The sequence below is a fragment of the Anaerozeibacter quisquiliarum genome, assembly GCF_051162045.1.
GTDB classification, from domain to species: domain Bacteria; phylum Bacillota; class Clostridia; order Christensenellales; family Aristaeellaceae; genus Anaerozeibacter; species Anaerozeibacter quisquiliarum.
This window is the reverse complement of record NZ_JBISDI010000041.1, coordinates 22,548-34,358: the sequence shown is the minus strand read 5'-3', so window position 1 is coordinate 34,358 and position 11,811 is coordinate 22,548. Positions and strand designations below refer to the sequence as shown.

Annotated in this window: 10 protein-coding genes; 8 read left to right on the top strand and 2 right to left on the bottom strand. The window is 61.5% G+C overall.

Annotation, left to right across the window (positions count from 1 at the left end; all coding sequences use genetic code 11):
* Positions 1 to 407: 407 nt before the first annotated feature.
* The 5 genes from ACH6CV_RS15310 (at position 408) to ACH6CV_RS15290 (ending at position 5,215) form a co-directional block, all read left to right on the top strand.
* Positions 408 to 665, top strand: a complete 258-nt coding sequence (locus tag ACH6CV_RS15310; protein ID WP_456359085.1) for a TM1266 family iron-only hydrogenase system putative regulator — start codon at positions 408 to 410, stop codon at positions 663 to 665.
* Complete coding sequence (gene hydE / locus ACH6CV_RS15305) at positions 658 to 1,710, top strand: [FeFe] hydrogenase H-cluster radical SAM maturase HydE (RefSeq protein WP_456359084.1); 1,053 nt, start codon at positions 658 to 660, stop codon at positions 1,708 to 1,710. The genes ACH6CV_RS15310 and hydE overlap by 8 nt, the downstream gene beginning before the upstream one ends.
* A 42-nt stretch (positions 1,711 to 1,752) precedes the next feature.
* Positions 1,753 to 3,201 carry a [FeFe] hydrogenase H-cluster radical SAM maturase HydG gene (gene hydG, locus ACH6CV_RS15300; protein ID WP_456359083.1) on the top strand — a complete coding sequence of 483 codons (1,449 nt, stop codon included), beginning with the start codon at positions 1,753 to 1,755 and terminating at the stop codon, positions 3,199 to 3,201.
* Between the two features lie 15 nt (positions 3,202 to 3,216).
* Complete coding sequence (hydF, locus tag ACH6CV_RS15295) at positions 3,217 to 4,419, top strand: [FeFe] hydrogenase H-cluster maturation GTPase HydF (RefSeq protein ID WP_456359082.1); 1,203 nt, start codon at positions 3,217 to 3,219, stop codon at positions 4,417 to 4,419.
* A gap of 73 nt (positions 4,420 to 4,492) precedes the next feature.
* A complete protein-coding gene (locus tag ACH6CV_RS15290) occupies positions 4,493 to 5,215 on the top strand; it encodes a GNAT family N-acetyltransferase (protein WP_456359081.1) in 723 nt (240 codons plus the stop codon).
* Positions 5,216 to 5,327: 112 nt separating this feature from the next.
* Here the strand turns inward: ACH6CV_RS15290 and ACH6CV_RS15285 are convergent, their stop codons facing one another.
* Together ACH6CV_RS15285 and ACH6CV_RS15280 are read right to left on the bottom strand one after the other, a co-directional pair.
* Positions 5,328 to 6,125: a sulfotransferase family 2 domain-containing protein gene (locus ACH6CV_RS15285; protein WP_456359080.1), complete on the bottom strand. Its 798-nt coding sequence runs from the start codon at positions 6,123 to 6,125 to the stop codon at positions 5,328 to 5,330.
* A 645-nt stretch (positions 6,126 to 6,770) separates the two neighbouring features.
* On the bottom strand, positions 6,771 to 7,346 hold the full coding sequence (locus ACH6CV_RS15280; protein ID WP_456359079.1) for a TetR/AcrR family transcriptional regulator: 576 nt from the start codon (positions 7,344 to 7,346) through the stop codon (positions 6,771 to 6,773).
* 195 nt (positions 7,347 to 7,541) lie between these two features.
* On the opposite strand from ACH6CV_RS15280, the gene ACH6CV_RS15275 reads away from it, so the two are divergent.
* From ACH6CV_RS15275 to ACH6CV_RS15265, 3 genes are all read left to right on the top strand, one after another.
* Positions 7,542 to 8,243 carry an ABC transporter ATP-binding protein gene (locus ACH6CV_RS15275; RefSeq protein WP_456359078.1) on the top strand — a complete coding sequence of 234 codons (702 nt, stop codon included), beginning with the start codon at positions 7,542 to 7,544 and terminating at the stop codon, positions 8,241 to 8,243.
* A gap of 140 nt (positions 8,244 to 8,383) precedes the next feature.
* On the top strand, positions 8,384 to 10,567 hold the full coding sequence (locus tag ACH6CV_RS15270) for an ABC transporter permease (RefSeq protein WP_456359077.1): 2,184 nt from the start codon (positions 8,384 to 8,386) through the stop codon (positions 10,565 to 10,567).
* A 14-nt stretch (positions 10,568 to 10,581) separates the two neighbouring features.
* Complete coding sequence (locus ACH6CV_RS15265; RefSeq protein WP_456359076.1) at positions 10,582 to 11,685, top strand: HlyD family efflux transporter periplasmic adaptor subunit; 1,104 nt, start codon at positions 10,582 to 10,584, stop codon at positions 11,683 to 11,685.
* Positions 11,686 to 11,811: the final 126 nt, after the last annotated feature.

Sequence of the window (11,811 nt, the reverse complement as noted above, 5' to 3'; positions counted from 1 at the left end):
TCTGGCTTTACCCCTACGAATAGTTTAGAGCCTACTTTTAAGCGCGCAAAATCAGGAAGATTCCCAGCGCATTCATCACGAAATTCATCACAAAATCGGGCCGCCCAAGCAATGGAACGGCCCGATCCGGCCGCTTCTCTCTCGCCTTGCGCAGCATTGCTTCTGTCATTCGCCACAAAGGAGCCGCAGGGGCCCGGCTGAGGCGGAGCCGAAACGCAAAAAACGGTTGAAATACCGGGCGGCGCGTGTTATACTGCATATGGTGAACGCGCATCTGCTCTCCTGACACCAAGTTTCCGATCGCTCGGATTCTGCATGAAAGGGGCGGCTTTTTCCATGTTGTTTGCTATGGAACGGCTGCACCCTCATCGGGGAGCGGCCGTTATTGTTTTGGAAGGGGTGTTTCTATGTCGACAAGGGTGGCGGTCATGGGGGTCATTGTGGAGCAGGCGGAGTCGGTCGAGCGGCTCAACGCGCTGCTGCACGAATACGGCGCGTACATCATCGGACGAATGGGGCTGCCGTATCGGGCGCGGGGCATCCACATCATCTCCCTCGCGCTCGACGCCCCGCAAAACGCGATTTCCGCGCTGGCCGGCAAGATCGGGAACATCGACGGGGTGAGCGTGAAGACCGCTTATTCCCATGTGGGCGGCGATGACTGACGCGCTCAAGCAGTGCGCCGACCGGCTGGAGCGGGGGCGCTCGCTGACGCTCGGCGAATACGGGCAATTGATCCGGCTGCGCACGGACGAGGCGGCGGCGTACCTCGCGCAGAGGGCCGACCGCGTGCGGCGCGCGGTCTACGGCAATGCCGTGTTCATCCGCGGGCTGATCGAGATCGGCAATGCCTGCCGCAACGACTGCTACTACTGCGGCATTCGCCGCTCCAACGCGCGCTGCGAGCGCTATCGCCTGACGAAGGAACAGATTCTCGAATGCTGCGCGCAGGGGTATCCGCTTGGATTTCGCACCTTCGTGCTGCAGGGCGGGGAGGGCGTCTATCCGGCGCGCGAGGTCGCGGGCATCGTCGAAGCGATCAAGGCGCGATACCCCGACTGCGCGGTCACGCTGTCGCTCGGCGAATACGCGCGCGCGGACTACGCGCTGATGCGCGGCGCCGGGGCCGACCGGTACCTGCTGCGGCACGAGACGGCGGATGTGGCGCACTACGAAAAGCTGCACCCGCCGGGGATGTCCTTTGGCGAGAGGATGCGCTGCCTTTATGACCTGCGCGAGCTCGGCTTCCAGGTGGGCTGCGGCTTCATGGTCGGCTCGCCCTACCAGACGCCGGAGACGCTCGCGAAGGACTTGAAGTTCATCGAGGCATTCGCGCCCGACATGTGCGGCATCGGCCCTTTTATCCCGCAGAAGGACACGCCGTTTCGGGGTATGCGGGCGGGGACGGCGGAGCTGACGACCTACCTCTTGTCCATCGTCCGCCTGATCGTGCCGTTTGTGCTGCTGCCCGCCACGACCGCGCTCGGCACGATCGCCGAAGGCGGGCGCGAAGCGGGCATCCGCGCGGGCGCGAACGTGGTCATGCCGAACCTCTCGCCGCCGTCCGAGCGCGGCAAGTACGCGCTCTACGATAATAAGCTATCGACCGGCGCGGAATCGGCGCAGGGCCTCGAGCATCTGAAGCAATCCATGGCGGCGATCGGCTACGAGATCGTCACCGCGCGGGGCGATGTCGCAAGGCAAATCTGAAGGGAAAGAGCATTCTGACCCAAAGAAAGGAAGCATGAGAACATGGCAGTCTACAACCCAAATTCCATGAAGGCGGAGGAGTTCATAAACGACGGCGAAATCCTCGAGACCATCCGCTATGCGCAGCAGAACAAGCGCAATATCCCGTTGATCGACAGCCTGCTTGAAAAGGCGCGCCCGAAGAAAACCGCAAGCGGCGTCCACTGCGCGGGGCTCACGCACCGCGAGGCGTCGGTGCTGCTGGCCTGCGACATCCCGGAGAAGGTCGCCGAGATGTACCGGCTGGCCGAGGAGATCAAGCTCGCGTTCTACGGCAACCGCATCGTGATGTTCGCCCCGCTGTACCTGTCGAATTACTGCGTCAACGGCTGCGTGTACTGCCCGTATCACGCGCAGAACAGGCACATCCCGCGCGTGAAGCTCACGCAGGAGGACGTGCGCCGCGAGGTGGTCGCGCTGCAGGACATGGGGCACAAGCGGCTGGCGATCGAGTCCGGTGAGGACCCGGTCAACAGCCCGATCGAATACATCCTCGAATGCATCGACACCATCTACTCCGTCAAGCACAAGAACGGCGCGATCCGCCGGGTGAACGTCAACATCGCCGCGACCACGGTGGAGAATTACCGGAGATTGCGCGACGCCGGCATCGGCACCTACATCCTGTTTCAGGAGACCTACCGCAAGCAGAGCTACTTGCAGCTGCACCCCACCGGCCCCAAGCACGACTACGACTACCACACCGAGGCGATGGACCGCGCGATGCAGGGCGGCATCGACGACGTGGGGCTGGGCGTGCTGTTCGGGCTCGAGGGCTATCAATACGAATTCGCCGGGCTGCTCATGCACGCGGAGCACCTCGAGGCGGCGCACGGCGTGGGCCCGCACACGATCAGCGTGCCCAGGATCAAGCGCGCCGACGGCATCGACCCCGATGCCTTCGACAACAGCCTGGGCGACGCGCTGTTCGAGAAGCTCATCGCCTGCATCCGCATCGCCGTGCCGTACACGGGCATGATCGTCTCCACCCGCGAGAGCCAGGCCGTGCGCGAGCGGGTGCTGCGCCTCGGCATCTCGCAGGTCAGCGGCGGCTCGCGCACCTCGGTGGGCGGCTATGCGGAGGAGATGCGCCCGCGCGACACCGAACAGTTCGACGTGTCGGATCAGCGCACATTGGACGAGGTGGTGCGCTGGCTGATGGAGCAGCGGCACATCCCCTCGTTCTGCACCGCCTGCTACCGCGAGGGCAGGACCGGCGACCGCTTCATGGCGCTGTGTAAGAATGGGCAGATCCTCAACTGCTGCCATCCCAACGCGCTGATGACGCTGACCGAATACCTCACCGACTACGCGGGCGAACAGACGCGGCGGATCGGGTTCGAACTGATCGAGCGGGAGCTTGCGAAAATTCCGAACGAAAAGGTGCTGCGTGTGGCGGAACAGAACATCGAGGACATCAAGGCGTCGGGCCGCCGCGATTTCCGATTCTGAGAGGGCGGGATTCACATGGCAAGAAACGAGCCGGTATCGGCCGAGCGGGTGCACATCGGCTTCTTCGGCCTGCGCAACGCGGGCAAGTCGAGCGTCGTCAACGCGGTGACGGGTCAGAACCTGTCGCTCGTCTCGGCGGTCTCGGGCACGACCACCGACCCGGTGCAAAAGGCGATGGAGATGCCGCCCCTCGGCCCGGTCGTCATCATCGATACCCCCGGCATCGACGATGAGGGCGAGCTCGGCGGCATGCGCGTCGAGCGCGCGCTGCGCGCGCTCGACCGAACCGACGTAGCCGTGCTGGTGATCGACGGCGCGCGCGGCGTGCAGCCGGCGGACCGGGCGCTGATCGAGCGGTTCGAGGCCGGGGGCATCCCCCACATCACCGCCTACAACAAGGCCGACCTGCTCGGCGGGACGCCGCCGGCCGGGAACGATGAAATCTACATAAGCGCAAAAACCGGCGCGAACATCGGCGAACTCAAGGAGAGGCTCGCCCGGCTCGCCCGCACCGCAGAAAACGACAGGCGCATCGTGGCCGACCTGCTGGCACCGGGCGACTTCGTGGTGCTGGTCGTGCCGATCGATTCGGCCGCGCCCAGGGGACGCCTCATTTTGCCGCAGCAGCAGACGATCCGCGACATCCTCGAGGCCGGGGCGATCTCGGTCGTCACCCGCGAAGCGGAGTTCGGGCGGACGCTCGCCGCGCTGGGCAAGAAGCCGCGGCTGGTCATCACCGATTCGCAGGCCTTCGAACAGGTCGATCGCGAAACGCCGGCCGACATCCCGCTGACCTCGTTTTCGATCCTGTTCGCCCGCTACAAGGGCGACCTCGCGGAGGCGGCGCGCGGCGCCGGGCGGCTGGACACATTGCGGGACGGCGACGCGGTGCTGATCTCGGAGGGCTGCACCCACCATCGCCAGTGCGAAGACATCGGCACGGTCAAGCTGCCGGGCTGGATTCGCCGGTATACGGGAAAAGACCTGCGCTTCGCGTTTACTTCGGGCGGGGAATTCCCGGACGACCTGTCCGAATACGCGCTCGTCGTCCACTGCGGCGGCTGCATGCTGAACGAGCGGGAGATGCGCTCGCGCATCCGGTATTGCCTCGGGTGCTCCGTACCCATCACCAACTACGGCGTCGTTATCGCGCAGATGCACGGCATCTTGCAGCGCGCGGTCGCGCCGTTTCCCGAGGTGATGCGGGCGCTGTCGTAGCGCCGCTTGTCTTTTGCTCCGCAGGCAGCTATAATGCGTATGGGCAATTTGCAGACATGCGAGGGAAGCACACATGCCGAGGCTTTATGAAGGGCCCGCGCTTGCATACCTTGAGCAAAACCCGCTGCACCACATGGACATGCTCCAGACGATCCGACGCGGTTCGGCGGAGGTGCTGGCGGCAGATGCGCACGGCGTGCTGTTGCTGGAAAAGGAAAGCGGGGCGCACATGCTCACGGTCGAGGCCCCGCGGTACGCGGCGGAATTTCTGGCCCAGATCGAAGCGGCGCGCCTCATGACCGTCCATCAGGAATACCTCCTGGAGGACGCGGCGCACAGGTTCGGACTGCGCCCCATCCTGCGCTGCCATCAGGCGGCGTGGCTTCACCCAGCGCCGCCGGCCGTGCCGCAGACGCCGTTTCGCATCGAGGCATTGACGCCGGATATGCTGGATGACGTTCAAGCACTGTATTCCCATGACATTGGGGCCGCATACATCAAGGGCCGGCTGCTGGCCGGGGAGATGTTCGGCGCGTTCGGCGACGGCGCGCTGGCGGGCTTCATCGGCCTGCACGAGGAGGGCTCCATGGGCATGCTGGAGGTGCTGCCCGCCTTCCGGCGAATGGGCGTCGCCACGGGGCTGATCGCCCATCTGTGCGCGCTGCTGATGGATCGGGGGCTCACGCCCTTCTCGCAATTCACCGTCGAAAACACCGCCTCGCGCAAACTGCACGAGGCGATGGGTTTCTCCATCTCAAGCGACACCGTGTGCTGGCTGGAGCCGGCCGAGGCATAGCGGGCGCGACGCCATGGCGCTTCAGTCGGGCCTTGCGCAAGCGGGCATCATCCCGTCCGCGCCGGTGGAAACCGCCGCGGGAAGCCAAGCGCGGATGCCGGATGCGGCGGGATCAGCCCCGTTTCTCGAGGTAGGCGATCAGGCGGTCGGCTTCGGCGCGGTAGCCGAACCGGTCGATGTCGCGCCGGTAGCGGCGAATGAGCAGGCGCGCGGTGTCGGGGTCATAGTAGTCCATCCAGTTGCCCTTGTCGGTCACATTGTAGTGGGCGAGCGGCGCGAGGTCGAACCGCGCGCGGATGGGTTCGTAGGCCTCGGGCAGATCCTCGAACCGGCCCACGAAGTCGAGCAGCGGCCGCCCCTTCCAGTCGTGCGTCAGGAAGCTCTGCGACACGAAGTGGCGGTCGGCCAGCCGGTCGGGGATGTGCGCCACCTTGCGCGCAAACGCGCGGAAGCCGTCGTCCCTGCGCAGGTAACCGAGCAGGTAGCGGTCGAAGTACAGCCGACGCATGCCGCCCGACGCCAGCAGCTTCTTATCGGCGTGGTACTTGTTCTCGTAGCAGGACACCAGCCGTTCGAGCGGGTTGCGCACGAATGTGAATTTGTAATGCTCAGGGTACTCGCCGTAGCCGATGCCCAGCACCGCGTTTTCCGGCCTGCCCACCGTGTGGTGGATGCGCAGGTAGTGCGCCTCGGGCGCGAGCGCGTACAGGCTGGCCATGATCGACGAGCAGGCCGCCTTGTACATGACCATGTAGACCAGCTTCTTGTCCTCGATCACGTGGCAGGTGCGCTGCGCGACCGAACCGCTGCGCAGCAGCAACCCGGCGGAGGACATGAGTTTTCGGACCCGCGCCCACGCGTCGCCCGGGCGCGGCGCGCGCCTCTTTGGGGTATTGGTGATGGGAACCACCCTTTCTTAGCCCTAACAGATCTATAATAGGTCAAAAGTGTGGCATTTTTTTGTCCGAATTCAAGGCAAATATCGGCAATCGTCCATCCTCGGGGATAATCTCAACAAGCGCATGATAACACAGCGTTATTTTTGTGCATTCGGCGTGTTGACGCCCGTGGGACGATATGCTATGATACAGATGAGCCTAGAAGGTGGAGTCGATACGGAGCACATGGCTCGGGGGAGGGCGATACCATTGGACAATAACGAATCGGTTATACGACCCGGTGCTTGCTTCGCCCTTGTACATAGCTGCTGAATCAATCCACGGACTGGACCTTGAATTGTGAGCATTGCTGGTTGACAAGAATGCGCATGGTACATCGGCCATCCAGACGCCAATCCCCAGTTGAGGGATCATGATGTTTTCAGGGCGAAGCAAGCTGATATCAATTGAGGAGGCTTAGCGTTCCAAAACAGAATAGCCGGTCGACGCCCGTCCGTCATACGACGCACGGGCGTCGTTGTGCATTGAAGCGGGCGGGGCGGCGCTCATGCCCGCAGCATCCGCTCATACCCATCGAAATCGCGAACGCGTTCATAGGCAAGTGGGTTTTCGCCCCGGCGCAGCCTGTGCGGCGCGCCATATAACTTTGGGGGTAATCAGCACGTTCTTGAAATGGCATCGTGCTGAATACTCGAAAACAGCGCTGTAAAGATCCCGTCAATCAACGACGCAATGCTCTTGGGCGATTCCGGATTCTCCGCGTTGATCCATCGCCTCATGATGCCGAACCCCCCATTTACGATAAAACAGGAGATGTACTTCACTTCATCTTCGCTGTGTCTGCCGATTAGCTGTTGGGACAGCATCTCTTGAATGCGCGGCAGGCTGATTAACCTCCCCGGAAATTCCGGATCCACATTGTTGTTGAATAAAAGCCGGCAGAGTTCTATGTTGTCCATCGCATACGACAATACTTTTTGCAACCGGCTATGGTAATCGTCGTTGCCCGACTGGCCCAGGTAGCCATCAATATTCGCCAGCAATTCGTTCTCAATGCACTCGAGAAGGTCATATGGGCTGCCGTAGTATTTGTAAAAGGTGGTACGGTTGATCTGAGCATGCTCGCAGATCTCCCGCACAGAGATGTTGTGGATGCTCTTCTCGTGCAGAAGCCGGATTAAGCTGTCTTTGAGCAGCTGTTTCGATAGCCGAACCCGCTGGTTCTCGCTCATGGCCATCCTCCGTTCTCAAAAGATTTCGTAAATACCGGCCGTCAGTGACGCGAGATCAACCGAAAACCGGGATCTGTTGATTTCAATGCCGTTTGCGCATCAACAGTCGGTTGCAATGCCGACGCATGGATATTATACTCTGAGCCATGCGGTACTGTCAATTCCCTGGACAGATTCGACGGGAGGCTGGTTTTGATGAGTGATATTGTCCTAAAGGACGTGTGCAAGGAATACCAAATCGGGGACGTCGTAATCCGAGCGGTGGATCGCATCAGCTTCACCATTCAATGGGGAGAGCTTGCGGTTATCCTGGGCCCCAGCGGAGCAGGGAAAACGACACTGCTCAACCTCCTGGGCGGAATGGATCACGCAACGGGCGGCGAGATTCTGGTGCGGGACCGAAACATTGTGCCGCTCAGCGACAAGCAGCTCACCTTATACAGGCGGTATGATGTGGGATTCGTGTTTCAGTTTTACAACCTCATGCCCGGCCTCACAGCGCTCGAGAATGTGGAGCTGGCCGTTCAGGTATGCAAGGACCCGTTGGACCCGAAGGAGATGCTCGAGCGCGTCGGCCTCCAGGATAGGATGAACAACTTTCCGGCGCAGTTATCCGGCGGCGAGCAGCAGCGGGTGGCCATCGCGCGCGCCCTGTGCAAGAATCCGGCATTGCTCTTGTGCGACGAGCCCACCGGAGCGCTGGATTCCAATACGGGCCGGATGGTGCTGAAGCTGCTGCAGGACATGGGCAGCGACATGGGAAAGACCGTCATCATCATCACGCACAACGCCGCGATCGTGCCGGCCGCGCAGCGGGTGATCCGCATGAAAAACGGAGCGGTGCAAGAGATCACGAGCAACGACCGGCCCGCCAAAATGGAGGATATCTTATGGTAAAGGCGAGACGGCCGGCTAACCCGCTCAGAGCGAAGATGTACCGAGATGTCAAGATCGGTTGGAAGTCCTTCATTGCGATCATGCTCATCTGTCTTCTCTCCACAGCCTTATTCATGGGATTCGACGCCACCTGGAGGGGAATGGAGCAAAATCTTCAGGCACAGTTCGGGGGCGGGAACCTGGCCGATATCTGGGTGGGCGGGCAGATCAGCGACAATTCCGCGCGAAAGATCGCCCTGATCGACGGCGTCGAGTCAGCCCAGCAGCGCGCGGCCACAGAGGCCGAGACGGACGGCCTGCCGGGCGATCCCACGATCAAACTGCTGATGAGCGACGGCGCGCCGATCGTCAACAAGCCCGTGGTTTACGAGGGCTCCGTACCCGGGAAAAGGGATCAATGCATGCTGCAGCAGCGGTTTGCCGAAGCGCACCATCTGGCCGTGGGCGATGTGCTAACGGTCATAGCCGGCGGGAGGAAGCTGGACCTTACGATCTCAGGCCTTGGGATCCTTCCGGAGTTCGTCATGCTCAACAAAAGCGGAGAGTCCTATACGCCTGCCAAATCCTATGGGTACGCCTTCGTGTCGCCGGGGACGCTCGGGTTTCTGCCCTACTCGGAAATCACCCTGACATTAAAGCCGAACGCAAACGCCTCGGATGTCGTGCGCATGATGAGGAACGAGTTGGACGAAAAGCAGACGACCGTAATCCTGAGAGCGGACAAGACGGCCGTAAAGAACTCCGCGGAACAGGTTGACAAATTGCATGCCCTCGGCCTGGTTGTCCCCCTGCTGTTTTTCCTCGTCGCGGCGCTGATTACCTGGACCACGATGGGACGGCTGGTGGAAAATCAGCGCACGCAGATCGGTTCCCTGTTTGCCCTTGGTTACGGACGCCGAACGCTCTTGATGCACTACGCCGAATACGGCGTGTTTATCGCGCTGGCCGGCGCGCTGGGCGGCATCGCGGTCGCGCGGTATGGCTTTTCCCCGCTGACCCTGTCCTTTCTGCAGACCATCTACTATATGCCGGGCGCCGCGCCTTCTCTGCATATCTGGACGATGGTTATCGCCGCGCTTGGTCTGATGTTCATTACCGGCGGCGCGGGCCTGTTGAGCGCCCGGAACGCATTGATCGAAGTGCCCGCAAACCTGTTGCGCCCCAAGCCGCCGAAGAAGGCCAAAAGAATCTTCCTGGAACGCTTCCCCTTTCTGTGGAACCGCCTGGGTTTTAGTGGCAAGATGATCGCGCGCAACATGCTGCGCAGCCGCGTCAGGCTCTTTATGGGGCTGATCGGCACCATTGGGTGCACTGCCTTGATGCTGGTCGGCTTCGGTCTTCGGGATACGATGGAACACGCAACGCAAAATTACTACACCAATGTCCTCCTATACGGCGCTCGGGCGACGCTGATAAGCGGCGCGCCGGAGGGGTACGCAAAAAGCGTCGCCAACCGCGCGGGCGCCGCCGGCTACGAAGAAGAGATGGTGACCGCACTCGACGTGTTCCTGGATGGCGACTGGAAGGCAAAGCAGGTGTTTGTGCTTGAGAACAATCAGCGGTTGATCGATTTCCGGGATGAATCGGGACAAAGGATCGAACCCCCTGCAAACGGTGTGGCCATCACTCGCGCAGTCGCCGACGAGTACGGCCTGCATCATGGAGATACGCTGCGGCTGCACACAAATGGCAAAAACGACACCGAAACGGTTGTAACACGGATTATCGACCTTGAGATGGACCAGGGGCTGTATTTTTCGCGCGAGGCATGGCGAAAACTCGATTTTCTGCCCTGGACGCCCACCGCCGTGCTGCTGAAAGGCGATGCGATGGATCTGGAGCGCGCGGGCGACATGGATGGCGTAATCAGGGTGCAAACGCGCGCGCAGGAGCACCGCGACAGCAATACGCTGCTTCAGACGCTCAACATGGTGGTGCTGCTGCTGATTGCCTTTTCCGGCAGCCTGGCGTTGGTCGTTTACTACAATCTGGGCCAACTGAACTACTCGGAACGCATCCGGGAACTGGCGGCGCTCAAGGTGTTGGGTTTTCTGCCCGGAGAGATGAAAAAGCTCGTATTGCGCGAAAACATCATCCTCACCTGCATCGGGCTTCCGTTTGGTCTGGCGGCAGGCTACTACCTGCAAGACCTGGTCACAGAGGTCGCCCTGCCCAGCCCTTTCCAATTCCCGCAGCACGTTGGGCCTTCAAGCATTGCCCTCATCGCGCTGTTGACCATTGGCTTCTCATTGGTTGTGAACTGGATCCTCGGCCGCAAATTCAGGACGATCAATATGGTGGAGGCGCTGAAAAGCGTAGATTAGGGAGGAGTTGTACGATGAACGCGAAAAAGGAATATCGCAAGGTGGTCGCATCTGTGCTTGTCATGGTTTTTGTGCTTTCCGCAGCGGGCGCGGCGATGGCCGAGGAGCAGCCGCGGGCCATATCGGGCAAAGGGATGATTACCCCGTTGGAGACAATCACCCTGCTCGCGCCGATGGGCGGCCAGTTGGCGGACTTCGCCTGGAAGGCCGGCGACCAGGCGGCGGCGGGCGAGGTTGCGCTGGAGATTCTCCCCATGCGGATTTGCGCCGCGAACGACGGCGTCATCACCGGCCTGAGCGCACGGGTGGGCGATCATGCGGACGCGGTGCAGTCGCAATACGGAGCGCTGTGCTATGTGGAGCGGCAGGGGATATGGCATGTAGACGCTTCGGGCTCCTCCGCATACAATAAACCCGAAAACCGCGATATCCGCAGCGGAGACGTGCTCCGCGTGTACGCGGGAAATGACGGCGATGAAAATGAGGGCGAAGGCACGGTCATATCCGTGAATGGAGAAGATTTCGTCCTGGAGATGCATGAGGGCGATTTCGAGTTGGAGGATACGGTAAAAATCTATCTCGGCACCGGCACGACCTATAAGAACAGTGAATTGGTTGGCAAGGGCGAAGTGAAACGCCCCGAGGCGCTGGCGGCGACGGGTACGGGCGTTGTGGCCGCCGTGCTGGTGAAGGAGGGCGACTCGGTGGCGCGCGGCCAGCCCCTGTTTCTGATGGACGGCGCCGCCGCCAGATACGACCACCAGGCAGGGGCCCCCCGGGTGCCGTTTTTGCAGGACTCCCTGATCGAAAGAATCCTCGTTAGCCCGGGTCAGACCGTCGCGCAGGGACAGGCATTGATGACGCTGTTTCCCGCCGACAAATTGGAGGCCACGCTTGAAATCGACGAGCTGGACATTGCGCATGTGCGCGTCGGACAGTATGTGAAACTGAAAATTGACGCCTACCCGGACGCCGAGCGCGAGGGCAGGATTCAGGAAATCTGTCCGATCGGCAACACGCAGCTGGATACGACCAAGTACAATGTCCGCGTGTCCCTGGAACGGGCGGATGGGCTGCTGATCGGTATGCATATCGTCGGATACCTGGAAAAGCGCTGATTGGTTCGGACGGCGTCTGGCGGAGGCTCTTGCGCCCGCCAGACGCCGTCGGAATCAACCGGCGGTTACCGGGGACATTGGCAGCGGTGTGATGATCCTGCATTGCGGTTTGAATGGCATCTCCAT

Coding starts and splice junctions, on each gene's coding strand:
- ACH6CV_RS15310 (WP_456359085.1), top strand. CDS start 408: ATGTCGACAAGGGTGGCGGTCATGGGGGTCATTGTGGAGCAGGCGGAG.
- hydE (WP_456359084.1), top strand. CDS start 658: ATGACTGACGCGCTCAAGCAGTGCGCCGACCGGCTGGAGCGGGGGCGC.
- hydG (WP_456359083.1), top strand. CDS start 1,753: ATGGCAGTCTACAACCCAAATTCCATGAAGGCGGAGGAGTTCATAAAC.
- hydF (WP_456359082.1), top strand. CDS start 3,217: ATGGCAAGAAACGAGCCGGTATCGGCCGAGCGGGTGCACATCGGCTTC.
- ACH6CV_RS15290 (WP_456359081.1), top strand. CDS start 4,493: ATGCCGAGGCTTTATGAAGGGCCCGCGCTTGCATACCTTGAGCAAAAC.
- ACH6CV_RS15280 (WP_456359079.1), bottom strand. CDS start 7,346: ATGAGCGAGAACCAGCGGGTTCGGCTATCGAAACAGCTGCTCAAAGAC.
- ACH6CV_RS15275 (WP_456359078.1), top strand. CDS start 7,542: ATGAGTGATATTGTCCTAAAGGACGTGTGCAAGGAATACCAAATCGGG.
- ACH6CV_RS15270 (WP_456359077.1), top strand. CDS start 8,384: ATGGAGCAAAATCTTCAGGCACAGTTCGGGGGCGGGAACCTGGCCGAT.
- ACH6CV_RS15265 (WP_456359076.1), top strand. CDS start 10,582: ATGAACGCGAAAAAGGAATATCGCAAGGTGGTCGCATCTGTGCTTGTC.